This window comes from Aquitalea sp. S1-19 (assembly GCF_024343515.1).
Genome location: NZ_RJTZ01000052.1, coordinates 1 through 23626, shown reverse-complemented (window position 1 = coordinate 23626; position 23626 = coordinate 1). Strand labels below are relative to the sequence as shown.

28 protein-coding genes and 1 riboswitch are annotated in these 23626 nt (G+C 60.6%); of the genes, 16 read left to right on the top strand and 12 right to left on the bottom strand.

The features are described 5' to 3' along the window. Positions 1 to 45: 45 nt before the first annotated feature. A complete protein-coding gene (locus EGI20_RS09525) occupies positions 46 to 360 on the bottom strand; it encodes a helix-turn-helix domain-containing protein (RefSeq protein ID WP_498631280.1) in 315 nt (104 codons plus the stop codon). A gap of 276 nt (positions 361 to 636) precedes the next feature. Here EGI20_RS09525 and hflX point away from each other — a divergent pair, with 276 nt between their 5' ends. The 8 genes from hflX (at position 637) to EGI20_RS09485 (ending at position 5374) form a co-directional block, all read left to right on the top strand. Next, positions 637 to 2025, top strand: a complete 1389-nt coding sequence (gene hflX / locus EGI20_RS09520) for a GTPase HflX (RefSeq protein WP_124736348.1) — start codon at positions 637 to 639, stop codon at positions 2023 to 2025. A 176-nt stretch (positions 2026 to 2201) separates the two neighbouring features. Further along, positions 2202 to 2678 carry an FKBP-type peptidyl-prolyl cis-trans isomerase gene (locus EGI20_RS09515; protein ID WP_498631279.1) on the top strand — a complete coding sequence of 159 codons (477 nt, stop codon included), beginning with the start codon at positions 2202 to 2204 and terminating at the stop codon, positions 2676 to 2678. 300 nt (positions 2679 to 2978) lie between these two features. Continuing rightward, positions 2979 to 3338, top strand: coding sequence for a carboxymuconolactone decarboxylase family protein (locus tag EGI20_RS09510; protein WP_498631278.1), 360 nt, complete (start codon positions 2979 to 2981; stop codon positions 3336 to 3338). Then, positions 3338 to 3853, top strand: coding sequence for a VOC family protein (locus EGI20_RS09505; protein ID WP_498631277.1), 516 nt, complete (start codon positions 3338 to 3340; stop codon positions 3851 to 3853). The genes EGI20_RS09510 and EGI20_RS09505 overlap by 1 nt, the downstream gene beginning before the upstream one ends. After that, a complete protein-coding gene (locus tag EGI20_RS09500; RefSeq protein ID WP_498631276.1) occupies positions 3850 to 4290 on the top strand; it encodes a DMT family transporter in 441 nt (146 codons plus the stop codon). The genes EGI20_RS09505 and EGI20_RS09500 overlap by 4 nt, the downstream gene beginning before the upstream one ends. Next, positions 4290 to 4748 (top strand): DMT family transporter, encoded by a 459-nt coding sequence (locus tag EGI20_RS09495; RefSeq protein WP_498631275.1) that lies wholly within the window; start codon positions 4290 to 4292, stop codon positions 4746 to 4748. The genes EGI20_RS09500 and EGI20_RS09495 overlap by 1 nt, the downstream gene beginning before the upstream one ends. Continuing rightward, a complete protein-coding gene (locus EGI20_RS09490; RefSeq protein ID WP_498631274.1) occupies positions 4741 to 5070 on the top strand; it encodes a RedY/HapK family protein in 330 nt (109 codons plus the stop codon). The genes EGI20_RS09495 and EGI20_RS09490 overlap by 8 nt, the downstream gene beginning before the upstream one ends. 88 nt (positions 5071 to 5158) lie before the next feature. After that, on the top strand, positions 5159 to 5374 hold the full coding sequence (locus EGI20_RS09485; protein ID WP_498631273.1) for a hypothetical protein: 216 nt from the start codon (positions 5159 to 5161) through the stop codon (positions 5372 to 5374). A 2-nt stretch (positions 5375 to 5376) separates the two neighbouring features. Here EGI20_RS09485 and EGI20_RS09480 read toward each other — a convergent pair whose 3' ends face one another. Continuing rightward, complete coding sequence (locus tag EGI20_RS09480; RefSeq protein WP_498631272.1) at positions 5377 to 6300, bottom strand: LysR family transcriptional regulator; 924 nt, start codon at positions 6298 to 6300, stop codon at positions 5377 to 5379. Positions 6301 to 6489: 189 nt separating this feature from the next. Between EGI20_RS09480 and EGI20_RS09475 the strand changes: the two genes are divergently transcribed. Then, positions 6490 to 7062: a flavodoxin family protein gene (locus EGI20_RS09475; RefSeq protein ID WP_498631271.1), complete on the top strand. Its 573-nt coding sequence runs from the start codon at positions 6490 to 6492 to the stop codon at positions 7060 to 7062. Positions 7063 to 7130: 68 nt separating this feature from the next. On the opposite strand, the gene EGI20_RS09470 is transcribed toward EGI20_RS09475, so the two are convergent. After that, positions 7131 to 7283 (bottom strand): hypothetical protein, encoded by a 153-nt coding sequence (locus EGI20_RS09470; RefSeq protein WP_498631270.1) that lies wholly within the window; start codon positions 7281 to 7283, stop codon positions 7131 to 7133. Positions 7284 to 7669: 386 nt separating this feature from the next. Here EGI20_RS09470 and EGI20_RS09465 point away from each other — a divergent pair, with 386 nt between their 5' ends. From EGI20_RS09465 to EGI20_RS09440, 6 genes are all read left to right on the top strand, one after another. Further along, positions 7670 to 8974, top strand: a complete 1305-nt coding sequence (locus EGI20_RS09465; RefSeq protein WP_498631269.1) for an NAD(P)/FAD-dependent oxidoreductase — start codon at positions 7670 to 7672, stop codon at positions 8972 to 8974. Between the two features lie 214 nt (positions 8975 to 9188). Beyond that, on the top strand, positions 9189 to 9686 hold the full coding sequence (locus EGI20_RS09460) for a lactoylglutathione lyase family protein (RefSeq protein ID WP_498631268.1): 498 nt from the start codon (positions 9189 to 9191) through the stop codon (positions 9684 to 9686). A gap of 207 nt (positions 9687 to 9893) precedes the next feature. Continuing rightward, positions 9894 to 10391 (top strand): lactoylglutathione lyase family protein, encoded by a 498-nt coding sequence (locus EGI20_RS09455; RefSeq protein WP_498631267.1) that lies wholly within the window; start codon positions 9894 to 9896, stop codon positions 10389 to 10391. A gap of 86 nt (positions 10392 to 10477) precedes the next feature. Next, positions 10478 to 11284, top strand: coding sequence for a 2,5-didehydrogluconate reductase DkgB (dkgB, locus tag EGI20_RS09450; protein WP_498631266.1), 807 nt, complete (start codon positions 10478 to 10480; stop codon positions 11282 to 11284). 13 nt (positions 11285 to 11297) lie between these two features. After that, the gene (locus EGI20_RS09445; RefSeq protein ID WP_498631265.1) at positions 11298 to 12308 is read left to right on the top strand and encodes a zinc-binding dehydrogenase; all 1011 of its coding nucleotides are present in this window, start codon (positions 11298 to 11300) and stop codon (positions 12306 to 12308) included. Between the two features lie 183 nt (positions 12309 to 12491). Next, positions 12492 to 13016, top strand: coding sequence for a disulfide bond formation protein B (locus tag EGI20_RS09440; protein ID WP_498631264.1), 525 nt, complete (start codon positions 12492 to 12494; stop codon positions 13014 to 13016). On the opposite strand, the gene EGI20_RS09435 is transcribed toward EGI20_RS09440, so the two are convergent. The 9 genes from EGI20_RS09435 to EGI20_RS09395 all read right to left on the bottom strand — a co-directional run bounded on the left by EGI20_RS09435 (position 12990) and on the right by EGI20_RS09395 (position 22607). Beyond that, entirely contained in the window at positions 12990 to 13901 is a 912-nt protein-coding gene (locus tag EGI20_RS09435; RefSeq protein ID WP_498631263.1) for a LysR family transcriptional regulator, read from the bottom strand. The two genes, EGI20_RS09440 and EGI20_RS09435, sit on opposite strands and share 27 nt — an antisense overlap. A 133-nt stretch (positions 13902 to 14034) precedes the next feature. After that, the gene (locus EGI20_RS09430) at positions 14035 to 14454 is read right to left on the bottom strand and encodes a hypothetical protein (RefSeq protein WP_498631262.1); all 420 of its coding nucleotides are present in this window, start codon (positions 14452 to 14454) and stop codon (positions 14035 to 14037) included. 57 nt (positions 14455 to 14511) lie between these two features. Next, on the bottom strand, positions 14512 to 15213 hold the full coding sequence (locus tag EGI20_RS09425; protein ID WP_498631261.1) for a creatininase family protein: 702 nt from the start codon (positions 15211 to 15213) through the stop codon (positions 14512 to 14514). 2 nt (positions 15214 to 15215) lie between these two features. Beyond that, positions 15216 to 16172 carry an isoaspartyl peptidase/L-asparaginase family protein gene (locus tag EGI20_RS09420; RefSeq protein WP_498631260.1) on the bottom strand — a complete coding sequence of 319 codons (957 nt, stop codon included), beginning with the start codon at positions 16170 to 16172 and terminating at the stop codon, positions 15216 to 15218. A gap of 71 nt (positions 16173 to 16243) precedes the next feature. Further along, positions 16244 to 17731 (bottom strand): sodium:solute symporter family transporter, encoded by a 1488-nt coding sequence (locus tag EGI20_RS09415; protein WP_498631259.1) that lies wholly within the window; start codon positions 17729 to 17731, stop codon positions 16244 to 16246. Beyond that, positions 17728 to 17982 carry a hypothetical protein gene (locus tag EGI20_RS09410; RefSeq protein WP_498631258.1) on the bottom strand — a complete coding sequence of 85 codons (255 nt, stop codon included), beginning with the start codon at positions 17980 to 17982 and terminating at the stop codon, positions 17728 to 17730. The genes EGI20_RS09415 and EGI20_RS09410 overlap by 4 nt, the downstream gene beginning before the upstream one ends. Before the next feature lie 393 nt (positions 17983 to 18375). Beyond that, complete coding sequence (gene serS / locus EGI20_RS09405) at positions 18376 to 19662, bottom strand: serine--tRNA ligase (RefSeq protein WP_498631257.1); 1287 nt, start codon at positions 19660 to 19662, stop codon at positions 18376 to 18378. Between the two features lie 3 nt (positions 19663 to 19665). Continuing rightward, positions 19666 to 20979 carry a replication-associated recombination protein A gene (locus tag EGI20_RS09400; protein ID WP_160795045.1) on the bottom strand — a complete coding sequence of 438 codons (1314 nt, stop codon included), beginning with the start codon at positions 20977 to 20979 and terminating at the stop codon, positions 19666 to 19668. A 98-nt stretch (positions 20980 to 21077) separates the two neighbouring features. Beyond that, positions 21078 to 22607 (bottom strand): amino acid permease, encoded by a 1530-nt coding sequence (locus EGI20_RS09395; protein WP_498631256.1) that lies wholly within the window; start codon positions 22605 to 22607, stop codon positions 21078 to 21080. Between the two features lie 239 nt (positions 22608 to 22846). Beyond that, a riboswitch (TPP riboswitch) is annotated at positions 22847 to 22942 on the top strand. A gap of 49 nt (positions 22943 to 22991) precedes the next feature. On the opposite strand from EGI20_RS09395, the gene thiM reads away from it, so the two are divergent. Next, a partial coding sequence (gene thiM, locus EGI20_RS09390) for a hydroxyethylthiazole kinase (RefSeq protein WP_498631255.1) occupies positions 22992 to 23626 on the top strand: 635 nt, incomplete at its 3' end.

The following is a 23626-nucleotide window of genomic DNA, read 5'->3' as shown; positions in this document are numbered from 1 at the left end:
GCTGCGCGTTTTAGCCTGTCCACCGCTGCCGTTCAAGCACGCTAGTTATGCAACTGAAGCCGCTGATACGTCTGCCTGCTTGGCCTTGATAGCTTTGCTCAGGCTTTTGTACAGGTCGGGATGTGTTTCATGCAAATACTCGACGATGGCGATGTCTTCTTTTTTGACTTTGGCAAGATCGATCTGCTCGATATGTACCAGGCGCAGTAGCTCGCGTACCGGCTTGGGCATGTTGCGGCCACTTTCGTAGCGGCTGCCGCCGGATTGGGTCACGCCGATGGCGGACCAGAACTGCTGCTGGTTCTGGCCTATCTTGCGGCGGATTTCACGTGGGTTCTTGATCGTGTCGAATAGTTTCATTGTGTTGTTCCGTTGATTCTTGAATGCAGTAAGGGTATGACGTGAGAGATTACTATAAGTTCACGCTTATGTGATAGTTTTTGCTATCTTTTTTTGATCTGTTGTATTTCGGTGGGTTCTTTTGTGCCGCAGCATGTTCAGCTTGTCCGCATTCGCAATGCCTGTTGTCGACAGGTTTTGTTCGCGGCCATCAATTGCCTGTCACGCATTTGGCCAACGGAAAGTGCCATTTGTGCGTACTATCTGGGCTTGTCATCAAGTTAAAGCCATCTGCACATGCAAACAGAAGTCAAAGAGAAGCCCCGTTACGCCCTGGTGGCATCGGTCCAGTTGCCGGATGTCAGTGATGTCGAATTCGAGGCATCGCTCGCTGAACTGAGCGAACTGGCCAAGACGCTGGGTTTTCAGGTGGTGCAGACCTTTGTGCAAAAGCGCAGCAGCTTCGACCGTACGGCGTATCTGGGTGTGGGCAAGCTGGAAGAAATCAGCATGTTCGTCAATCGCGGTGTCCGTAGCGACGAGCGGGATGCCGGTTCGCCAGCGCTGGATCCTGATGCCGTCGAGTTCGATGTTTTGCTGGTGGATCACGAAATCTCCCCGTCGCAGGCGCGCAATCTGGAACTGGCCGTGGGTTGTCCGGTGATGGATCGCACCATGGTCATTCTGGAAATTTTTCATCGCAATGCCCGTTCACGCTCGGCACGCGCGCAGGTGGAAATCGCCCGCCTTGGCTATATGGCTCCGCGTCTGCGCGAAGCGGCCAAACTGGCCGGCCCGCAAGGGCGGCAGCGTAGCGGCATGGGGGGGCGTGGCGCCGGTGAATCGCATACCGAGCTGGACCGTCGCAAGGTACGTGACCGCATCGCCGAGCTGCAACGCGAAATCATCGCCATGGAGCTGGAGCGCAAGACCCAGCGCGCGCGCCGTCTGGAGCGTCAGGGTCTGGGGCTGGGCGGGGTGTCGCTGGTGGGGTATACCAATGCCGGCAAGTCCACGCTGATGCGGGCACTGACTGGTAGCGAGGTACTGGTGGCCAACAAGCTGTTCGCCACGCTGGACACCACGGTGCGTGCCCTCTATCCGGAAAGCGTGCCACGCGTACTGGTTAGCGATACGGTCGGTTTTATCAAGAACCTGCCTCACGGACTGGTGGCCTCTTTCAAGTCCACGCTGGAAGAAGCGCTGGATGCGGCGCTGTTGCTGCATGTGATTGATGCCAGCGACCCCGGTTTCCAGCGCCAGCTGGAGGTGACCGACGAAGTGCTGCAGGACATCGGCGCCGACGACGTGCCGCGCATTCGCGTATTCAACAAGATCGACCATGTTGGTGATGAAGCCGAGCAGGCTGCCTGGACGGCCGAGCTGCAGCAGCGCTATCCGGGCTGTGTGGTGATGAGCGCGCGCCGGCCGGAGGAAGTGGCCAGCCTGCATTCGATCATCGTCTCCTTCTTCCAGCAGGATCTGGTGGAAGAAGAGTTGCTGCTGCCGTGGTCGGCACAACAACTGCGCGGTGACATCTTTAGCCACTGCCAGGTGCTGGAAGAGCGTGCCGAGGAAGAGGGCAGCTGGTTCCGGGTGCGTGGCGAGCCGGAAAAATTGCGCAGTCTGCGTGAGCAGCTTAATCCGGGTGCGCAGGGCAGGGTAAAGGAAGACTGGGAAGTCTGAGGTTCGATCGCAGCATGGGCTGAACTAAACCAGCCTTGCTGCACCAATCGGATTCAGCATGCAAAGCCTCTTTCCTCCGGGACATACCGGAGGGAAGAGGCGTGACTTGCCTGCCAGTTGACACTCCCGCGCTGAACTGCGAACCTTCCCGATTCAATTTATTTGCATTGCCTGCCATGAAAATCACCCAAAACACTGCCGTCACGCTGCGCATGAAAGTCACAGACAATCGTGGTCTGGTCTACGAGGATGGCAAAACCCCGGTCTCCTACCTGCATGGCGATTACGATAACCTCTTCCCCAAAGTGGAAGCCGCACTTGAAGGTCAGGAAGCCGGCTTTCAAACCACGCTGGAACTCGCTACCGAAGACACCTTCGGCGAACGCGACGAGACTCTGGTCACCACCATGCCCAAGGCCGAGTTCCCGCCGGGCGTCAAGGTAGGCAGCCAGATCCAGCGCCCCGGCCCGGATGGAGAATTGCGTTACTACTTCGTCACCAAGATCAAAGGCCCAACCGTATTGCTGGACGGCAATCATCCTCTTTGCGGCAAAACCCTGCGCTTCGCCCTGAAAGTTATGGACGTACGTGTGGCAAGCGCCGAGGAAATTGCCCACCAGCATGTGCATGGCGAGCACGGGCATCAGCACTGACACCACCCCGCCACACACAAACAAAGCCCTCCCCATCCGGGAGGGCTTTGTTTTGCCTGGATCCACGACCTGCATTTGGCGCAGGTGATTTGTTCCTGATTCGCACGCCACTCTGAGTCCCTGATACTGATGGTGGCCATCCTTGATCACTGCGAATTCGTCTGCCCCATCTGCCCTGTCTACTGTGCAAAATCTGCATAAGTGATGTTCCGGTTCACTCATTTTTCAAAATCCTGCGATCCATATAATCGCACCTCATCTGCTGCAGCAAACCAAATAAAGCAATTTGAGGCGATACCTATGACCAGACTATTTGAAAATGCAGTGCTCGATGACCAGGCTCTAGTCAGCGGGCTCAAATCCATCCACCCGATCTGGGGGGACATGACGGTTCGTGTGGCCGGCGAAGCCTGGGGCATGCCGCTGCTCGATCAGAAGACCAAGGCGCTCATCACCCTTGCCATCGACCAGATGGCCCTGAACGTCAACGGTGAGGGCAACCCCTTTGGAGCCCACGTCGATATGGCTCTCAAGCAGGGCGCCAGCTATCAGGAGATTGAAGAGCTGATCGTCTTTGCATCGGTTTATACCGGCTTCAATAAAGGTGCGACCACCATGGGGGCACTCAACAAACTGCGTCACGAACGGGGAGAGATCTAATGGCTATTCCAGGATTGAAAAAACCGGATCACATCGGCTTCACCGTACCGAATCTGGCGGAGGCGATCGCCTTCTTTCGGGAGCACTTCGACTTTGAACTTGCCTACGAATTCGGGCCGTTTGCTGCGACCGACAACTGGATGGCGGAACACCTGAACGTCGATCCCCGCGCCGAAATCACCCGCATTGCCGTGATGAACGCCAAAGGGATCAATCTGGAGATCTTCGAATACGCCAGCAATATTGAGCGCAGCCTGTCGGCGCCCAACAACGCCGATATTGGCGGACATCATCTGGCCTTCTATGTGGAGGATATGGCGGCGGCGGTGAGCTATTTGCAGGCGCAGGGCATCAAGGTCCTGGGCGAGCCGACCTGCATGACAGAGGGGCCGACCGCCGGCGAGTCGTGGGTCTACTTCCTCGCACCTTGGGGCATGCAGCTGGAGCTGGTTTCTTATCCGGCTGGCAAGGCCTATGCCCGCCATTCGCCAGTGACGCTGTTTGATCCGCGATGAACGCACTCTTTGTTTTTCTGATCGTGATGGCCGGGATGGGCCTCTCCTTTGAGGCGGGCCTGCTGGGCCCGCTCGGGGAACAGGTGGGACATCTGTGGGCCACCCTCAGCATCTTCGGGGTGGGCGCGGCGCTACTGTGGCTGATCCGGTTCTTCACGCCGCAGGCGACGTTCCAGGGCTGGCAGAGCGTGCCGAAGTGGCAGCTGATCGGCGGCTTTCTGGGGCCGATCTATGTGGTGGTGCTGACCCTCGCCACCCCCGTGCTGGGGGTGGCGATGACGATGATCTGCGTCCTGCTGGGGCAGATCACCAAGAGCTTCGCCATCGACTACTTCGGGTGGTTCGGCATGCCGAGGCGGGCCACCCGTCCCCTCAGGGTGGTGGCGCTGGGCTGCATCGTGCTGGCACTGGTTTTTACCTATCTGGGAGCCCGTTGATGCTTCTGATTATCGTGCTGGCAATCGTTGCGGGGATGGCGCTTAGCGCACAGGCAGCGATCAATGGTCAGCTGGGGGAGAGGGTCGGTGTTGTGCAAAGCGCACTGTTGACCTTCACCGTGGGCACCGTGGTGACCGCACTGCTGATCTTTTTCTTTGAGCCGCCCTATCAGGCGACCTTGCTAACCGTACCGAAATGGCAGTTGGCCGGTGCGCTGTTTGGCATCGTCTACATGGTGGTGATGGTGGCGGCCATTCCCCGGGTGGGGGTTGCCATCGCCACGGTGGCGACCATTCTGGGCCAGATGGTGATGAGTCTGGTGATCGACACTTTGGGGTGGCTGGGCAATGCGCCCATCGAACTCAACTACTGGCGCCTTGCGGCAATGATCGCAGTGGCATGCGCGCTGGTCTGCATCTATCTGGCAAACCAACAACAGGAACACGTGAATGCGTAATCAGGCAAAAACTTTGATCGTTTTTTTCAACCTCAAGCCCGGCACGAGTGAAGCGGAGTATCTGGCGTGGGCAAGGCAGGTCGATCTGCCCACCGTCAACAAGCTACAGAGCGTTAACTCGTTCGAAGTCTTTAAAGGACTGAACATCCTGGGACAGCAGAGCGCCTCCCCCTGGCACTACTTTGAGGTGATTCATATCACCTCGGAGGCCGAGTTTTTGCAAGAAATTCAAGGCGAGGAGATGCAGCAGGTCATTAGCCAGTTTCAGGCCTTTACCAGCGATGCCCATTTTATCTGTACACAGGATGTGACGACGCTGTAGCAGATCCACTGCATGGCGAGGGGAGGGGGCGTCCCCTCGCCAATCAAGCCCCCGCTGCGTTTGTCCGGAACTAACCTGAAGACTTTCCATGAAAAAATCGCTGATCGAGTACATGCATGTGCTGGCCGTCATCTTTCCGCTGACGCTGTTCATCCCGCGCTGGATGGCGCCGCTGCTTCAGGGATGGCAGCTTGACCCTGCCATGCCGGCAGCCATCTTGATGATCGAAAGTGTCATTGTCGCCTGCGCCGTCTTTGTGCTGCTGCCCGCACTGCACAAGGTTACCGGCAGGCTCTTTGGCTGAGCCTATTGGGCATCCCAGTAACAAGGGGTGCCATATTTCCCGGCCAGGAAATCGATGACCACCCTGACCTTGGCGGCGGGCTGGTCCGTCTCCAGATAGAGTGCACGGATCACCTGCTGTTCTACGCTGGTGGAAATGTTGAACTGCCCCATGACGGGTTTGAGGCGTCCTGTTTTTAGCTCTTCCCCGATAAGCCAGGTGGGGAATACGATGATCCCGGCGCCGGCAACGGCGCCCTCTACCAGCGTTTCGGCATTGTTGCTATAGAGGGAGCCGGTTACCTCATAAGGCTCCAATTTTTTGAGACCGACAAACCAGCGCTGCAAGCCGTTGCTGCCTTTGAAGACCAGGCAGTTATGCTGAGCCAGTTCTTCGGGCGTACGCGGCTCGCCGTGCCGGTTTATATAACTCTGGCTGGCCGCCATCATATATTTTTGTTGCCCGAATGGCTTCATTCTGAGGGATGAGTCCTGTGAGACTCCGATGCGGATCAGCAGGTCGATCGACTCGGCCGCAGGGTCAACAAACTGATCCGTTTGCTGGAGCTCGACTTTCAGTAATGGATAGCGTTCAAGCAATTCGGCAAGATAGGGCGCGATGTGAAGCCTGCCAAAGGCTACGGGTGCACTGATCTTGATGGTGCCTCGCAGGATATCTGCCCGTTGTTCTATCTGGCTGACCACGCGCTCATATTGCTGCAGGATCTCGGTGCATTGCCTGGCAAAGGCGAGCCCCTCATCGGTCAGCGAGATGGAACGGGTATGGCGGTGCAGCAATTTGGTGCCAACCTTTTCCTCCAGTTGGGCCATTTTTCGGGAGACCGACGATGGCGTCATGTCTTGTCGGCGCGCTACGTCAGAGAAACTACCAAATTGGGTAGTCATCAGAAAGAGCTTTATTTCCAATAACGAAACATCGTAGTTCATAAATGGCCTCCACCGTCACCGCCCCAAGGTTAATAGCTTTGCATCGCCCGGAGCAAATGGTGCAGTGGCTCCGCGTGCTTTGCGTATCAGGCAGGCGGGTGGATTGGCTCCGAGCATATAACCTGAAGCTAGCAGCTCGCATAGGTGTCGCTAGCCTCTACCATTTACACTCATCAGGAAAGTACAGATATGGCTAACATCGTCGTGGTATTTCATTCCGGCTACGGCCACACCCAACGCATGGCAGAAAGTGTCGCAGCAGGAGCCGATGCCAAATTGCTGGCGATCGACGCCGAGGGTAACTTGCCCGAGGGCGGCTGGGAAGCACTGGCCGCTGCCGACGCGATCATCATGGGTAGCCCCACCTATATGGGTAGTGTCAGCTGGCAGTTCAAGAAATTTGCCGACGCCTCATCCAAACCATGGTTCGGTCAGCAGTGGAAGGACAAGCTGTTCGCCGGCTTTACCAACAGCGCGACGATGAACGGCGACAAGCACTCGACGCTGCACTACCTGATGACGCTGGCAATGCAGCACAGCGGACTGTGGGTCGGTACCGCACTGATGCCAAGCAATAGCAAGGCGGCCCAGCGCAACGATATCAACTACGTTGGCTCATTTGCCGGTGCGATGGCGCAAAGTCCGTCCGATGCCCGCGTGGACGAAATGTTGCCTGGTGACCTGGAGACTGCACGCCGCTTTGGCGAACGCGTCGCGCAGGCGGCTCAGCGCTGGGCTGGTGAAGTGGTATCAGCTGACTAATCCCGCTGTCGGCTTCGGCTAAAGCCCCTGCATCACTCATCATTCTGTCCGTCAGTGTACGCCCGGCCTCATGGCCGGGCGATTTCGTACGATTTTCCGCTGTAGCGAGCAGGCTCGAACCCCGTCACCGGCGTGATGCTCTGCGGCGGCAAGGTCGAGCAGGCGGCCAGCAAGCCGCAGCACAAAACCAGCAACGAACTACGCAAGGAAAGCGCGTCCATACCAGCCCCTGTCAAGATGAGAGTACGCAGGGCGAACCTTGCCAGTTAACCCGAACAGCTGCAGCCGTCACCTGAGCGAGTGGCAGCAGCGTTCTGCCACGGTCGCAAACGCAGGCCGATCCGCCTTGCGCCCCCCCTCCAAGCCTGCGGGGAGGTTTGCGGAAGAAACGACAGGCGCCGTTGATCACAATTGCTTGCCGGGACATTGCTCGGTAGACTCAAAATGCCCAATGAGTAAATGGTGGGCTGCCGGGACTTCATGGGTATGCGGCCAGATTGACCGCACGCCTGCGTTGTTCGGCTCGCCACGCGAGCCTTACTACGAAACCTCCTGATGGTAATCGAACTGCCGCGCCTAGCGCGGCAGACTTTTATGCGACGAAGTCTTGAAAGTAACGCCGATGCCAGCACAACGCATTCCTTCGTACTATAGCGCCACCATCCATCACCCCACCGATTACCCAGCCTTGTCCGGAGATATTCAGGTAGACGTCGCCATCATCGGCGGCGGCTTCACCGGCCTTGCGACCGCCATCGAGCTGGCCGAAAAAGGCAAGAAGGTTGCCCTGCTTGAATCAGCCAAAATTGGATGGGGACAATCCGGACGCAATGGTGGCCAGGTGACAGGCAGCTTGTCGGGCGAAGGAGCCATCAAGCGCCAACTCGGCAAGTTGATCGGCAGCCAGGATGCCGAAGATTTCATCTGGTTTTTACGCTGGCGTGGTCACGACATCATCAAAAACCGCATCGAAAAATATGGCATCGAGTGCGATTTGAAATTCGGCCATTTGCACACCGCTTACAAACCCAGCCACATGAAGGAGCTCCAGGCCGAGCTAAGGCTCGCCCAACAACGCGGCATGGGCGACCAGGTCGAGCTGGTCGAAGCCAAAGACATCGGCCGCTTCCTGGATAGCCCGATCTACCACGGCGGGATTTACAACAAGAAGAATATGCACCTGCACCCGCTGAACTTGTGCATCGGCGAAGCCAGGGTGCTGCAGCATCTGGGCGGGCTTGTTTTCGAAAACTCTCCGGTGACCCGCATCGTCCACGGCGACAAGCCTGAGGTGCATACCGGACAAGGCCGCGTGCGGGCCAATCAGGTCCTGCTGGCGGGCGACGTTTATCACAAACTGGAACAGGATAAGTTGGGCGGAATGATTTTCCCGGCCGCCGGCGGCATTGTCGCGACGGCTCCGCTGGGTGATTTGGCCAAAGAACTGAACCCGATGGACGTCGCCGTTTACGACTGCCGCTTTGTCCTCGACTACTACCGGATGACCGCGGACGGACGCTTGCTGTTTGGTGGCGGCGCCAATTATTCCGGCAAGGAATCACGCGATATCGCCGCAGAACTGCGACCCTGCATTGAACGGACATTCCCCAGACTCAAAGGCGTGGACATCGAGTTTGAGTGGAGCTGCAATATGGGGATTGTCATCAACCGCGTCCCGCAACTGGGCAAGCTCTCGCCGAATGTCTGGTACGCACAAGGTTATTCCGGTCACGGTGTCGCGACGTCCCATATCGTCGGCGAAGTCATGGCGAACGCCATCAACGGGCAGATGGACAAGTTCAACGTGTTCGACAAGTTCAGCCACGTACGCGTACCGCTGGGCGACTGGGTCGGCAACAAGCTACTCGCCCTGGGTATGCACTATTACCTGTTCATGGAGCGCTTCCATTAAGCTTTGCAAGCAAACCAAACCGCCCAAAAGGCGGTTTTTTTATGCCTGCAGTGGCAAGCGCTCAGGCTTGCTTGTCGGCAAGTCCAGGCACTCGCCACTCGGGTTACTCTGGATCATAAGAAAATGTAATCGAAACCATAACCTTTACGTTATTTAAATTATGGTAACGACTTTCTAGAATGGCGGCTTCCAAACACCACCATCAGGAAACACCATGACCTACCCGCGCAACTTCAGCCATATCGGCATCACCGTCACCGACCTGGACGCCGCCGTCAAGTTCTACACCGAAGTGATGGGCTGGTACCTGATCATGCCGCCGACCACCATCACCGAAGACGACTCGGCCATCGGCGTGATGTGCAACGACGTGTTCGGCCCGGGCTGGGGCTCGTTCCGCATCGCCCACCTGTCGACCGGCGACAAGATCGGCGTCGAGCTGTTCGAGTTCCCCAATAGCGAACGGCGCGAGAACAACTTCGAATTCTGGAAGACCGGCGTGTTTCACTTCAGCGTGCAGGACCCGGACGTGGAAGGTCTGGCCGCCAAGATCGTCGCCGCCGGCGGCAAGCAGCGCATGCCGGTGCGCGAGTATTACCCGGGCGAGAAGCCGTACCGCATGGTCTACATGGAAGACCCGTTCGGCAACATCGTCGAGATCTACAGCCACAGCTACGAGCTGACCTACTCGGCCGGCGCTTACCAGGGCTGAGCATCTCGAGAATCAAGGCACATGCCAGCGCCGGAGATGGATAGGGCGTGGGCTACGCCAGCCTGACGCATGAGTCTGATCACCTTCGCCCTCAGCGAGGGTGATCATGGCGACGGCTGTTCTTCTGCTTCATAAGCACTGCAGCCGAACATCGCTCCGCCGTTTCCTATAGTCATATCTCAAACTGCAACAGATGAGGGAATAGCCATGACCTACCCGCGCAATTTCAGCCATATCGGCCTCTCCGTTACCGACCTCGACGCTGCCGTCAAGTTCTACACCGAAGTGATGGGCTGGTACCTGATCATGCAGCCGACCACCATCACCGAAGATGAATCAGCCATCGGTGTGATGTGTAGTGATGTGTTCGGCCCGGGCTGGGGCTCATTCCGCATCGCCCACCTGTCGACCGGCGACAGAATCGGCGTCGAAATATTTCAGTTTCCAAATAGCGTACGCCCCGAGAACAACTTCGAATACTGGAAGACCGGCGTGTTCCACTTTTGCGTGCAAGACCCGGACGTGGAAGGTCTGGCCGCCAAGATCGTCGCCGCCGGTGGCAAGCAGCGCATGCCGGTGCGCGAGTATTACCCGGGCGAGAAGCCGTACCGCATGGTCTACATGGAAGACCCGTTCGGTAACATCCTCGAGATCTACAGCCACAGCTATGAGCTGACCTACTCGGCCGGTGCTTATCAAAGCTAAAGCCGGCACACTCGCCAGCGGCCTGTCGCCTCCCGCTCATGCCGCTGGTCGGGTTTCTTTACAAGACAAATCGACAAGGGTTTCAGATGAGTATTCCGACCATCGGTGTCGGCACCTTCCGCCTTAAGGGCAAAACAGTCATCGATTCGGTGACGCAGGCGCTCGAACTGGGTTACCGCGCAATCGACACCGCGCAAATCTACGGCAACGAAGCGGACATCGGGCAGGCGATCAAGGCGTCCGGGCTCTCGCCCGACGCGCTGTTCATCACCAGCAAGGTCTGGGTCGACAGCATGGCACCGGGCAAATTGCAGGCAAGCTTGCGCGAGAGCGCGGACAGGCTGGGCATCGACCGGCTGGACCTCGCGCTGATTCACTGGCCGGCGCCGAACGGCTCGGTCAGGCTGGAGGACAGCGTAGAAGCGCTGGCCGATGCGCAAGCGCAGGGACTAACCCGGCTGATCGGCGTGTCCAACTTCAATATCGCCGACACCACGCGCGCGCTGTCGGTGGTCGGCCCGGCGGGCCTTTCCACCAACCAGATCGAGCTGAGCCCCTATGTGCAAAGCCCGCGTCTGGTGGGCTTCTTGCAAAGCCAGAACGTGCACGTCACCTCGTACATGACCCTCGCCTACGGGCAGGTGATGCAGGACGCGGTGCTGCAAGATATCGCTGCCAAGCACGCGGCTACTGTGGCGCAGGTCACGCTGGCCTGGGCCATGCAACAAGGCTTCTCGGTGATCCCTTCGTCCACCCGTGTGGCCAACCTGCAAAGCAATCTGGCCGCAAGCGAGCTGGTACTGGACGAGGAAGACATGGCCGCCATCGCCCGCCTCAACCGTCAGGCAAGGCTGGCCACTCCGCCCGACATTGCCTCCGCATGGGATGACTGAAAGGACGCCCGCCATGACTGACACCAACATGCAGGCCTTCGTGCTGCCAAGCGCACAAGCTGACTTTGCGCTGCAAGCAGCGACGCTGCCGCGCCCCGCGCCGGCTGCGGGCGAAATCCGGCTGCGCGTCGCCGCCGCCGCGCTCAACCCGGTCGACGCCAAGCTGTGCGTGGGCGGCCATCCAGCCTGGCGCTGGCCGCACGTGCCCGGTGTCGACGCCGCCGGGGTGGTTGACGCGGTCGGCGAAGGGGTGGACGTGGCCTGGCTGGGCCGGCACGTCATCGCGCACACCGCGCTGGCACGGCCCGGCACCTTTGCCCAGTGGGTGATGACGCCAGTGCACGCCGTAAGCGTAGTGCCCGACGAAATCGACCTCGTCACCGCGGCCAGCCTGCCCTGTGCGGCGCTGACCGCGTGGCAGGCGCTGTCGCGCCGGCTGCGCCTGCAGGCGGGGCAGAGCATCCTGATAGAGGCAGCAGCCGGCGGCGTTGGCGGCTTCGCGGTGCAGATGGCCAAGGCACTGGGCGCGCGCGTGATCGCCACCGCCTCGGCACACAACGCAGACTATGTCGCGTCGCTCGGCGCCGACGCGGTGATCGACTACCGCCACGAAGACGTGGCGGCGCGGGTGCGAGCGCTGACGGCAGGCGCTGGCGTCGACGCGGTGCTGGACGGCATCGGCGGCGAGGCCGCGCATCGCGACCTGCAACTGATGAAGTTCGGCGGGCAGTTCGCCAGCCTGCTGGGCCTGCCCGACACCGCCGGCATCGACCTGTTCGCGCGCGCGCCAGGCATCCATGTGATTGCACTGGGCGGCGCATGGATCAGCGGCGACCTTAATGCGCAGCAGGACCTCGCGCGGATGGGGGACGAGGTGCTGGCGATGCTGCAGCAAGGCAGGATCGCCCCGCTGCCGGTCGAAGTGATCCAACCGGACGCCGCGCAACTGACCGCTGCCTTGCACCGGCAACTGGCGGGACGGGTGCGCGGCAAGCTGGTGCTGGCGTTTCCCTCCACTCCGTGATGCGGCTGCCGGCGTCCTCTGGGGCGATGTGCCGAGGGGGCGCACCTGCGTGCAACGCGCAGGTGCGCTGATCAAACAGGGCCGTTGTCCATCGCCCGTCCGGACGCCTCGTAAAGGGGCGATGGCAGGCAGACGGACACCCCGCCCAAGACGACCCACGAAATGACAAAGAAAGGGCAAAGGATGCCCAAGTATCTGCCGAGCCCGCGCGTCGGCTTCGGACTGCTGTCTGCCGGCTGTGCCGGCGCCATGAAATTCGCGCTGTTTGCGCAGTACCATCTAGGGCTCGAGCCTTGCCCGATGTGCATCCTGCAGCGTCTGGCGGTGATCGCGACCGGCCTGTTGGCCTTGGCTGCTTGCATGCACAACCCGGGCCGTACCGGCTATCGCGTATGGGGGCTCCTGAGTGCGACAACGCTTGCGGCAGGCTTTGGCGTAGCCGCGCGACAAGTGTGGATGCAGCATTTGCCAGCGGATCAGGTGCCGGCCTGCGGGCCGGGTCTTGAGTACATGATGGAAACGATGCCGATGTGGAATGTACTCTCCAAGATCCTCTCGGGAAGCGGAGAATGTGCAAGCATCGACTGGACGCTGCTCGGCTTTACCTTGCCGCAGCTCTCCGCCGCATTTTTCCTGGGCGCCATCCTCTGGCTGGTGGCGCTGTTGGCCCCCTCTCGCAGTTCAGCCCCCAAGCGGTGCGCGGTCTGAACAGCCGGTCAGATGCGCCCGCACATGGGCAAGCGCGTGCGATGCGGCCGCGCTGAGCGGCCACTCGCGGCGGGTGACCAGCCATAAGGTGTCGACCACCGGCGGGTCTTGCTCAACGATATAAAGTTCGGACGGTCGGCCGAACGCGCTGACCGCGAACTGCGGCAACACGGTAAAGCCGAGTCCGCGGGCGACCGGCTCGAGGATCAGGCCGATCTGGTTGACGAAGCCGCGCTCGGGGAGCATCGATACCCGCTGTCCCGGGTAGCAGCGGCCGAGCAGGCGCGCGGCCATGTCGGCGCCGTCCGGGTGGCCTATCATTCCCAGATGCATCAGCGCATCCCAGTCGGGCTTGGGGTGGCCGGCCGGCAGCACGAGCCGCAGCGCCTCGTCGACGAACTCGCTCGCCTCAAGCCGCGTGTCGTCCGGTGGCCGCGTAGACAGGCCAAACTCGATTTGCCCGTCCAGCAGCAAGGCCGGGATCTGCGCACTGGGCGCGAAACGGTGGCTGAGCTGCAAACCCGGGTGGCGCGCTTGCAAATCGAGCAGGCAAGGGTAGAGTGCCAGCCCGATGCTGCCGGGGGTTGCCAGCGATATCTTGCCGCGGGTAGGGTCGTCGTCGGTCAGGCGCGCGTGCAGGCGGGCAGTTGCCGCCGCCACCTCCTGCGCGTACGCGAAGACGAGAAGCCCTTGTGGCGTCAGCTCGATTTTTCGCCGCTCGCGCAACAACAGCCGGCCGTAATCATTTTCGAGGTGACGGATATGCTGGCTGATCGCCGCTTGCGTCAGATCAAGCTGCTCGGCTGCACGCGTGAAACTGCCGGTCGCCACCACGGCCAGCAAGGAGCGCAGCCACAAGGGGTTGATCAGCTCGAACTCGGCCACGGTCTTATCTCCTCAAAAATCCATCTATCGGCGCCAGCATGGGCCATTCAAACAGCTTATCTTATTAACCTCAGCACCGGCCGGCGCGGTGGTCGCGCCTTCTTTCATCGGCTGTAAGGCCTCGGGCAGCACATCAAAGGAAAAGGCCTCCATCGGCACCGCCTGCAGGCGCTGCAGTGCTACGTCCTTCAGCAGCGTTTCGCCGGTTGTCATCAGCGCGGCGCGGGCGGGGGCATGCGCGTGTTCGTGCACGCTTGGCGGTAGCCCATGCCTCAAAGCCGGCTCGGGCGAGCAGTTGGACGAGCAGTGCGCCGACGGCACCGCCGGCGCGGGTGACCAGCACCGCTGATCCTGCTGCCGGCGGCAGCTTGGCGATTGTCTGGCTCGCGGTCAGCGCCGGGCAAGGCAGGCTGGCGGCCGTGGCGAAATCGAGCCCGTCGGGCACGCGCATCACCATGTCGGCGGCCAGCACGCTATGGCTGGCAAAGCTGCCGTCACGGAACAGGCTCTGATGGTAGGCGACGCGACTGCCCACCGGCAACGCGACACCCACGCCGGTGGCGATCACCACGCCCTCATGGCATCTGCGATCAGGATGGGGGCTACTCTTTCATCGCCACGGCCCTTCGATCAGCGCGCGTGTCTCTTCGACCGCAATCGTCCACATTCTCAGTACATCTTCGTCCGGGCGCTGATAGGCCCCGCCGAAGTTGCCGTCACCGATATATTCACGCGCCAGTGCGGGGTTCAGCACCGCGTAGCGTGCAAAGTCGATCAGCGGCTTGACGCCGGCAGGCGGGTTCGCGCCGGCCACCCGGGTAAATGGCAGGTTTTCCATCCACGAGGCGTGCGAGCTTTGCGGATCTATGCTTTTCACGCAGGCTAAGGTGCCGGGCGCATTCCACCAGTTGTGGAATTTCACCTGCACCTCGGGGTTGGCCGCCATCCATTCGGTCGCCAGGCCGGCCGCCGGCGAGTTGCCACCGTGGCCGTTGACGATCACGATGCGGCGAAAGCCCTGGTTTGCCAGGCTGTCGAGCAGGTCGCGCACCAGCGAGAGATAGGTGGCGAGTTTCAGCGTGACCGTGCCGGGAAAGGCGCTGAAATAGGGCGCAATGCCGTAATTCACCACCGGAAACACCGGGATGCCCAGCGGCTCTGCCGCATCCAGCGCCACCTGTTCGGCCAGAAGTGCATCGGTCGCCAGGCTCAGGTAGGCATGCTGTTCGATGCTGCCCAGCGGCAGGATACAGCGGTCGTCGTTTTGCAGATAGCTTTCTACCTGCATCCAGTTCATGGCGGCAATTTTCATCTTCAGCTTTCTGAGTCGCGGTAGATGGCGACTTCGATTTCGCCGCCGGCGACCAGTTGGCCGCGATACATGCCTTCGGTGTTGAAGGGCAGGGTGATATGGCCCTGGGCATCGATCACGATCAGCCCGCCCTGGCCACCCATAGTGCCCAACTCCGCCATGACGGCGGCGGCGGCGGTGGCAGCGTCTTCGCTCAGGTAACGCATGCGCGCGCTGATTTCGTGTGCGGCGCAGGCGCGCAGGAAGACTTCGCCGGTGCCGGTTGCGGAAATGGCCACCTTGTCGTCAGCCCAGGTGCCGGCACCAATCACCGGGCTGTCTCCGACCCGGCCCCAGCGTTTGTTGGTGAGTCCGCCGGTCGAAGTGGCCGCAGCCAGTTGTCCGAAGCGGTCCAGTGCGACGGCACCGACGGTGCCAAATTTTTTGTCGGCAAAAGCCAGCTTGTGCGCGCCATCATGGTCGAGCACGGCAGCGTTGCTGTCGCGTACGGCCAGCAATTGCTGGTAGCGCGCTTCGGTGTGGAAATATTCGGCGGGTGCAGTTTCCAGCCCCGCACTTTCGGAGAAGGCACGGGCACCAGCACCGGCAAGCATGACATGGTTGGATTTTTCCATGACGGCGCGTGCTGCCAGTACCGGGTTTTTGATGCCGGTGATCTGGCAGACTGCGCCGGCGTCGCGTCCCTGACCGACCATGACCGCCGCATCCATCTCGTTATGCCCTTCATGGGTAAAGACGGCACCTCGTCCGGCATTGAATAAAGGGCTGTCTTCCATCACCGCGACGGCGGCACAGACCGCATCCAGCGCATGCTGGCCACTGGCCAGGCAGGCTTGGCCTGCGACCATGGCCAGATGCAGCGTTGTGCGGTATTCGGTTTCCTGTTCCGGCGTCATGGTGCTGCGGGTGAGGGTGCCTGCGCCGCCGTGGATGGCGAGTGCGAATTCTGGGCGTTGCATATCTCTTCCTAATGTTTTGTTATGAGTCAGAAGCCCGCCAGGCCTGATGGCGCCGACGGGCAGGCCTGTTGTCAGGCGAAGGCGAAATGGCGGTTCAGGACTTCACGCTTGACCGGCTGAGTCGCGAGGCTGACCACCACCATCAGCACCATGGTGGCCATCCAGCTGATGATCAGCGGATCGAAGCCCATGGTCAGATCCTTGCCCCACAGTGCCAGAGACACATAGATCACCTGACCTACGATGGCCGCACTAAAAGCCGCCGCGAGTGTCGCCCGTTTCCAGTACATGCCTAGGATGACCGGCGCGACCCAGATGCCGAGGCCGCCGAAGGAGAAACGGATCAGCTCAAAGATGGAGGCAGGCTTGGTAATGCCGACGATGATGCCGGCGATACCAATCACCACCGTCACATAGCGCGACAGGCGGAAGATCTGCGCGTCGCTCGCCTGCGGATTGATGCCGTGCTGGTAGATGTCGCGGGTGATGCCGCCGGTGGCGACCACCAGCAGCGCATCGATGGTCGACATGCCGGCCGAAACGATACCGGCGATCAGGATGGCGGCCAGATAAGGGTTGAGGTTTTGCTGCAGCAGTATCGGTACGATAAAGTCGGTTTCCTTGCCGGTCAGGCCCGGCAGGCTGACGATGCCCATCACACCCGACCATTCGATCAGCGTGGCGGAAACCAGCATGCCCAGCGTACCCAGAATCACCGCCTTATACATGGTGCGGTAGTCGCGCATGGCGTAGAACTTGGTGAACAGCGTCGGCTGGCCGATGGTGAAGAAGCTCCACATCACAATCATCGAGAAGTAGGCCGTCCACGGGTATTTGCCGGCGGCTCCGGGGTGGGCCAGATACTGCTCGCCCTTGGCCAAAAGCGCCGCGTTAATGTTTTCCAGTCCGCCGCCGGCCTGTACCGATACGACAAAGGTCACGATGGCGGTGACGACCATCAGGCCGCCTTGCAGTACGTCGGTCAGCATGGCGCCCTTCATGCCGCCCGTCATGCAGTACAGAATCACCATGATGCCCATGCCGACCACGCCAACCCACTCGGGCAGGCCGGTAAAGGTATGCACAATGACGCCGGCACCGACCGTCTGCGCACCGATCATGCCTATCAGGAACACCACCATCATGCTGGCGTGCAGGATGCCCAGTTTGCGCGAGTCATAGCGGCTGGCCAGATAGTCGGTCATGGTCAACAAACCATGCTGGTGCGACAGCTGCATCAGCTTGCGCCCCACCAGCAGTGCCGGAATGATCATGGAGAAGGCGAGGCCGGGCACCGAAATGGTCAGGCCGGCATAGCCGTTGGCGTAGGCGACCGCCGGCACGCCCATGAAGGTGCTCATCGAGTACTGGGTGGCGAAGTAGGCGATACCGCTGACGACGGCACCGGCTTTGCCGCCCATGACGAAGAAGTCCTGCAGTGACTTGGTGCTCTTGGCGGCATACCAGCCTATGCCGCCGATAATGGCGAAGTAGACCAGCAGCGTCATGAAGAACGGTAGCGGCGTTGGCTGAATCAGTGCGGAAACGGGGGCGCTCATTGCTCGTCTCCTGTGCTGGCATCAAGGCTCTGGTATTCGGGGCGGGCCAGGCACTGGCGGGCAAAAATCACAACGGTAATCAGCACCACGAAGCCGTGGCCGATCCAGCCCCACAGGAACATCGGCACGCCCAAGGGGCCGGGCAGGTAGCTTTCGTTGTAATACCATGGCAGGGGCAACATGATCAGCCCGTACAGGGCCAGAATGATGGCGGTCCATCGTCGCTCGAAGGCGTTGCTTAGGCAGTGCATGGGAGTGATCCTTTGTAGTGCGGCTTGCTAATAAATATTAACTTCCGCTTATGTTAAATGCATTTTTAGTGCTTTTTTATTACTCCATAGGCGTGCAAATTCTGTATTGATAGAGATCAAAGGCTTTTTAATTTAGAAGGGAAGCCGAATCCACTGCTGGGCCGCGTTGAATGGCGGGCATTTGCATGGCGACAGATGGCTTGAGTGTGGCTTTGGTCGTGTGGGCGTGGTAGTGCCGGCAGGATGTGCTGCTGCCTGGGTGGCAGACTGCGCAATGAGGCGGGAGTGGGCGGGTGATTGAATCAGAGGGGCTGGGGCGCAATCAGCCGTCGGACAGAGGACGCAAAAATGCCCGGCAGTGCCGGGCATCGAGGGTGTCGCAATTCAGTGGCATCAGCCGCCGATTTTGTCCTTGCCACCCATGTACGGGCGCAGCACTTCGGGGATGGTGACCGAGCCATCGGCATTCTGGTAGTTTTCCAGCACGGCAACCAGGGTGCGGCCAACGGCCAGGCCCGAGCCGTTCAGGGTGTGTACCAGCTGGTTCTTGCCGTTTTCATCCTTGAAGCGCGTCATCATGCGGCGCGACTGGAAGGCTTCGCAGTTGGAGCAGCTGGAAATTTCGCGGTAAGTGTCCTGCGCCGGCAGCCATACTTCGATGTCGTAGGTCTTGGCCGCGCCAAAGCCCATGTCGCCGGTGCACAGCGTGATCACGCGGTACGGCAGACCCAGTCCCTTGAGGATGTTCTCGGCGTGGCCAACCATTTCTTCCAGCGCGGCGTAAGAGTCTTCCGGCTTTTCGATGCGTACCATTTCGACCTTGTCGAACTGGTGCTGGCGGATCAGGCCACGGGTGTCGCGGCCGTAAGAGCCGGCTTCGGAGCGGAAGCAAGGCGAGTGCGCGGTGAATTTCAGCGGCAGCTCTTCAGCCTTGAGGATTTCGCCGCTCACGGTATTGGTCAGGGTGATTTCCGAGGTCGAGATCAGGTACTGGTCGACCGTGCCTTCTTCGCCGCCCTTGGTCACCTTGAACATGTCTTCGGCAAATTTCGGCAGCTGGCCGGTGCCCAAAAGGGCGCTGTCGTTGACGATGTACGGGGTGTAGTGCTCGAGGTAGCCATGCTCGCCGGTATGGGTATTTAGCATGAATTGCGCCAGTGCGCGGTGCAATCGGGCCATATCGCCCTTGAGCACGGTAAAGCGCGCGCCGGAGAGCTTGGTGCCGGTGTCGAAGTCCAGACCTAGCGGGGCGCCGACGTCGACGTGGTCCTTGATCTCGAAGTCGAAGCTGCGCGGCGTGCCGACACGGCGTACTTCTACGTTGTCGTTTTCGTCCTTGCCGGCTGGCACCGACTCGTGCGGCAGGTTGGGGATGGACATCAGCCAGTTGTCCTGTTGCTTTTGTACCGCATCAAAGCCGGTTTCGGCATTTTTCAGCTCGTCGCCCAGACTGGCGACTTCGGCCATGATGGCGCTGACGTCTTCGCCGTTACGCTTGGCAATGCCGATTTGCTTGGAGGACGCATTGCGCTTGGCCTGCAGTTCCTGCATGCGGGTTTGCAGTGCCTTGCGTTCGGCTTCCAGGGCATTGAAAGCCTGCACGTCGAGTTGATAACCGCGGGCCGCCAGACGGGCGGCGACGTCGTCGATATTGCTGCGCAGAAGTTGGATGTCCAGCATGTGTCAGTCCTGTTTTTTTGCTTGATTGTCCAGCTCGCGCAAGAACGCGAGCTTTTCACCGATTTTTGTTTCCAGGCCGCGCGGCACCGGCTGGTACCAGTGCGGCTCTGCCATGCCATCGGGCAGGTAGTGTTCTCCTGCGGCGTAGGCGTCGGGCTCGTCATGGGCATAGCGATAGGCGTGCCCATAGCCCAAGTCCTGCATCAGGCGCGTAGGCGCATTGCGCAAGTGTACCGGTACGGCTTGCGACGCGTCCTGTTTTACAAAGGCTAGGGCAGCATTATACGCCTTGTAGCCGGCATTGCTCTTGGCGGCGATGGCCAAGTACAGGGTTGCTTGCGCTAGCGCAAGTTCTCCTTCCGGGCTGCCCAGCCTTTCATAGGTGGTGGCGGCATCGTTGGCGATCTGCATGGCGCGCGGGTCGGCCAGGCCGATATCTTCCCACGCCATGCGGATCAGGCGCCGCGCCAGATATTTTGGGTCGGCACCGCCGTCCAGCATGCGTGTCAGCCAGTACAGTGCCGCATCCGGGTTGGAACCGCGTACCGATTTGTGCAGGGCCGAGATCTGGTCGTAAAAAGCGTCGCCGCCCTTGTCAAAGCGCCGCGCATTCAGCGTCAGCACTTCGGCCAGAAAGTCGCAGCCTATCTGGGTGACCGCGCGCGCGCGCGCAGCGGTGCGGGTCTGCTCCAAAAGGTTAAGAAAGCGGCGCGCATCACCATCGGCGTAGCCTGAGAGCATGGTGATGGCCGCTTCGTCGAAAACCAGTCCGTCCAGTGCGCCCTGCGCCTTGGCGCGCTGGAACAGGGCGTGCAGCTCTGCCGTGGACAGCGACTCGAGCACATAGACTTGTGCGCGCGACAATAGTGCACGGTTGACCTCGAACGAGGGGTTTTCCGTCGTGGCGCCGATAAAGGTCAGCAGTCCCGACTCGACAAAAGGCAGGAAGGCGTCCTGCTGGCTCTTGTTGAAACGGTGCACCTCGTCGACAAACAAGATGGTGCGCCGGCCCGAGCCCGATAGCGCCACATGGGCGCGCTCGACGGCTTCGCGTATGTCCTTGATGCCGGCAAATACCGCCGAGATCGGAATAAATTCGGCATCGAAGCTGGCCGCCAGAATGCGCGCCAGCGTGGTCTTGCCGACGCCGGGCGGCCCCCACAAGATCATTGAATGCGGCGTCTTGGCGTCGATCGCCAGCCTGAGCGGCTTGTTCGGGCCAATCAGGTGCTGCTGGCCGATCACGTCGGCCAGTGTGGTCGGGCGCAGCATTTCGGCTAGCGGCTTTTCCGGTTCGCGGGCAAAAAGGTCGTTCACGAGAGATGGCCGCTGGTGTGGCGGCGGGGGAAGGTGGCCTAGCGCGCTAGGCTAGCGTGCATGGCTGGCAAAGGCAATCGGCAGGGCACGCCTTCTTGTTAATTGTGCCGGCCCGGGCCGTGTGCGGCGGGGGTGTCGATAGTCAGCGGCGCGCTATATGAGGCGGCTTCTTCGTCACTGACCTGCTGCCAGTGTGCTTTGCGCAAGGCGCTGAAAACAAAGGGTGGCAGCGCGGCCAGTACCAGCCCGCTGGCCAGCACCAGCATGTAGTGGCCGCTAGACAGCGGGAAGGTTTCACCGCTTGGCGGCAACAAACCCAGCAGCAGGGCCAGCAGCGATGACAGCATGCCAATGCCGGCCACCAAAGGCAGACGTGCCAGCGTGTAGCCGCGCGGGGTGGCCGGCTGGCTTTGGCGCAGGCGGATGGCGGCCATGAACATCAGCAGATAAATGACCAGATACATTTGTGCGGCCAGTGCGCTTAGCATCCAGAAGGCAGCGGACACGTCCGGCACCAGCACATAGATCAGCGATAACAGCGAAACCAGTGTCGCCAGCAGCAGCATCACATTGGCGGGCATATCGTGGCGGTTGGTCTGTTGCCACCATGGCGGCAGCAGCCCTGCCTTGCCGACATACTGGATTTCCTTGCAGGCGCCGGCAATCCAGGTCAGCACCCCGCCCAATACGCCGATGATGAGAAATAACGCCATCACCGGTGTCAGATAGCCCACGCCCAGTGCATTGAAAAAATCGCTATAGGCCTGCATCACGCCGACCGTCAGGCTGATCTTGTCCGAGGGGACGACCAGGGCAATCGCCAGTGTCGGGGGACTAAAGATCAGCAGGATCAGGATCACCGACAAGATCAGCGAGCGCGGCATGTCGCGCTGGGGATTGGGCAGGTTGCGGGCGTAGACGGCATTGATTTCTATGCCGGCATAGGCAAGGAAATTGCTGACAATCAGCACCAGACCCGACAGCTCGCCATCGAAGCGTTGCCAGACGCTGGTGTGGGTTTTTCCATGGCCGGCCAGCATGCTTGAATCATGGCTGAAGACATGGGGCAGCAGCGCGTGCCAGTCAAGCGGGCTGGCCGAGGGCAGGCCGCGTAGCAGCCACAGCGCGCCCAGTACGATCAGCAAGAGTGCCGGCAACAAAGTGCCCAGCAGCATGAATAGCGACGACAGACGGGCCAGTGCACCGACGCCGCGTAGTGCCATCAGGGTGATGCTCCAGACCAGAAGCGTGATGACGCCGGCCGTGAAAACGCCGTTACCGGCCAGGCGCGGATCGATCAGATAGGCCAGCGTGTCGGCGCCAAACGCCAGCACCACCGGCAGCAGCATGGCGACTTGCAGCCATAGATACCAGGCCGAGAAAAAGGCGGCGCGGTCGCCATAAGCCTGACGCACCCAGCCATAAATGCCGCCACGCCAAGTGGTGCCAAGCTCGGTGGTCACCAGCGCCGCCGGTAGGAAAAACAGCAGTGCCGGCAGCAGGTAAAGCAGGATGGAGCCTAAACCGTAGATCGCCATCCCCGGCAGCGCGCGGATACTGGCGACGGCGGCGACGATCATCAGCGCCAGTGTGACCCAGCTTATTTTTTCGGGAGCAGTTTGCGCCATGGTGAATCCGGTGTATGCGTTAAGAATGCGCCACATGCATCACGCAGCACCATGGTTTAAATCATATACGCTGGGGCGCATTTTGCTGCCGATCGCCCGATTTTGCCTGTATGGCATGTCTTGCCGTGGATGTTGGTGCGCTCTCCATCTGATCGTTCTGACGCCCCCGCAGGAGCAAGGCTGCCGTCGTATTGCATTGACGCGTACGGATCATGCTCAGCATAATCCGTCCTTCTTTTGAATGTGACTCGGGGTGCCGCGCCTGGCGTGGCTGAGAGAGACCCGCAGTACCTGATCTGGGTTATGCCAGCGTAGGGAGGTCACGATCAGGCCGGCGCTCGCCTGCCTGTCGTCTGCTTCTGCGGCATGGCCCGGGAGTAGCCTATGAATAGCCTGCCTTTTGACAGCCGCGCAGCGGCCGTCGCACTGGATGCCCTGCGTGCGGCTACGCCGCTGGTGCATTGTCTGACCAATCAGGTCGTCGCCAATTTTACCGCCAATGTTTTGCTGGCCAGCGGCGTTGCGCCCGCCATGGTAGTCGCCCGCGAAGAAGTCGCCGAATTTGCCGCGCTGGCCTCGGCCCTGCTGGTCAATGTGGGCACACTGGATAGCACTCAGGCTGATGCCATGCGTCTGGCGGTATCCGCTGCGCGCCGCGCCGGCACGCCCTGGGTGCTGGATCCGGTCGCTGTCGGGGCCTTGTCGTTCCGCCGCGATTTTTGCCATGAACTTTTGATGCAGGGCCCGGCGGCCATTCGTGGCAATGCAGCCGAAATCCGCGCGCTCGCCGGTGAAGCCGGACAGGGGCGCGGGGTTGATAGTCTGGATGCCAGTGAACAGGCGCTGGCGTGTGCCTGTCAGCTGGCACATCAGTACGACACGCTGGTGATTGTGACCGGTGCGACCGACTATCTGTGTCTGGACGGGCAGGTACTGGCCATCAGTGGCGGCGATGCGCGCTTGCAGCAAGTCACCGGTACCGGCTGTGCCTTGTCGGCACTGGTGGCGGCCGCCTGTTC

What these genes read in the sequence shown, in the direction of transcription:
- EGI20_RS09455 (WP_498631267.1), top strand. Translation starts at nt 9,894, where the DNA reads ATGACCTACCCGCGCAATTTCAGCCATATCGGCCTCTCCGTTACCGAC.
- EGI20_RS09500 (WP_498631276.1), top strand. Translation starts at nt 3,850, where the DNA reads ATGAACGCACTCTTTGTTTTTCTGATCGTGATGGCCGGGATGGGCCTC.
- EGI20_RS09445 (WP_498631265.1), top strand. Translation starts at nt 11,298, where the DNA reads ATGACTGACACCAACATGCAGGCCTTCGTGCTGCCAAGCGCACAAGCT.
- EGI20_RS09460 (WP_498631268.1), top strand. Translation starts at nt 9,189, where the DNA reads ATGACCTACCCGCGCAACTTCAGCCATATCGGCATCACCGTCACCGAC.
- EGI20_RS09485 (WP_498631273.1), top strand. Translation starts at nt 5,159, where the DNA reads ATGAAAAAATCGCTGATCGAGTACATGCATGTGCTGGCCGTCATCTTT.
- EGI20_RS09480 (WP_498631272.1), bottom strand. Translation starts at nt 6,300, where the DNA reads ATGAACTACGATGTTTCGTTATTGGAAATAAAGCTCTTTCTGATGACT.
- serS (WP_498631257.1), bottom strand. Translation starts at nt 19,662, where the DNA reads ATGCTGGACATCCAACTTCTGCGCAGCAATATCGACGACGTCGCCGCC.
- EGI20_RS09510 (WP_498631278.1), top strand. Translation starts at nt 2,979, where the DNA reads ATGACCAGACTATTTGAAAATGCAGTGCTCGATGACCAGGCTCTAGTC.
- hflX (WP_124736348.1), top strand. Translation starts at nt 637, where the DNA reads ATGCAAACAGAAGTCAAAGAGAAGCCCCGTTACGCCCTGGTGGCATCG.
- EGI20_RS09395 (WP_498631256.1), bottom strand. Translation starts at nt 22,607, where the DNA reads ATGGCGCAAACTGCTCCCGAAAAAATAAGCTGGGTCACACTGGCGCTG.
- EGI20_RS09525 (WP_498631280.1), bottom strand. Translation starts at nt 360, where the DNA reads ATGAAACTATTCGACACGATCAAGAACCCACGTGAAATCCGCCGCAAG.
- EGI20_RS09415 (WP_498631259.1), bottom strand. Translation starts at nt 17,731, where the DNA reads ATGAGCGCCCCCGTTTCCGCACTGATTCAGCCAACGCCGCTACCGTTC.
- EGI20_RS09490 (WP_498631274.1), top strand. Translation starts at nt 4,741, where the DNA reads ATGCGTAATCAGGCAAAAACTTTGATCGTTTTTTTCAACCTCAAGCCC.
- EGI20_RS09470 (WP_498631270.1), bottom strand. Translation starts at nt 7,283, where the DNA reads ATGGACGCGCTTTCCTTGCGTAGTTCGTTGCTGGTTTTGTGCTGCGGC.
- EGI20_RS09475 (WP_498631271.1), top strand. Translation starts at nt 6,490, where the DNA reads ATGGCTAACATCGTCGTGGTATTTCATTCCGGCTACGGCCACACCCAA.
- EGI20_RS09425 (WP_498631261.1), bottom strand. Translation starts at nt 15,213, where the DNA reads ATGAAAATTGCCGCCATGAACTGGATGCAGGTAGAAAGCTATCTGCAA.
- EGI20_RS09440 (WP_498631264.1), top strand. Translation starts at nt 12,492, where the DNA reads ATGCCCAAGTATCTGCCGAGCCCGCGCGTCGGCTTCGGACTGCTGTCT.
- EGI20_RS09420 (WP_498631260.1), bottom strand. Translation starts at nt 16,172, where the DNA reads ATGCAACGCCCAGAATTCGCACTCGCCATCCACGGCGGCGCAGGCACC.
- EGI20_RS09410 (WP_498631258.1), bottom strand. Translation starts at nt 17,982, where the DNA reads ATGCACTGCCTAAGCAACGCCTTCGAGCGACGATGGACCGCCATCATT.
- EGI20_RS09515 (WP_498631279.1), top strand. Translation starts at nt 2,202, where the DNA reads ATGAAAATCACCCAAAACACTGCCGTCACGCTGCGCATGAAAGTCACA.
- EGI20_RS09505 (WP_498631277.1), top strand. Translation starts at nt 3,338, where the DNA reads ATGGCTATTCCAGGATTGAAAAAACCGGATCACATCGGCTTCACCGTA.
- dkgB (WP_498631266.1), top strand. Translation starts at nt 10,478, where the DNA reads ATGAGTATTCCGACCATCGGTGTCGGCACCTTCCGCCTTAAGGGCAAA.
- EGI20_RS09495 (WP_498631275.1), top strand. Translation starts at nt 4,290, where the DNA reads ATGCTTCTGATTATCGTGCTGGCAATCGTTGCGGGGATGGCGCTTAGC.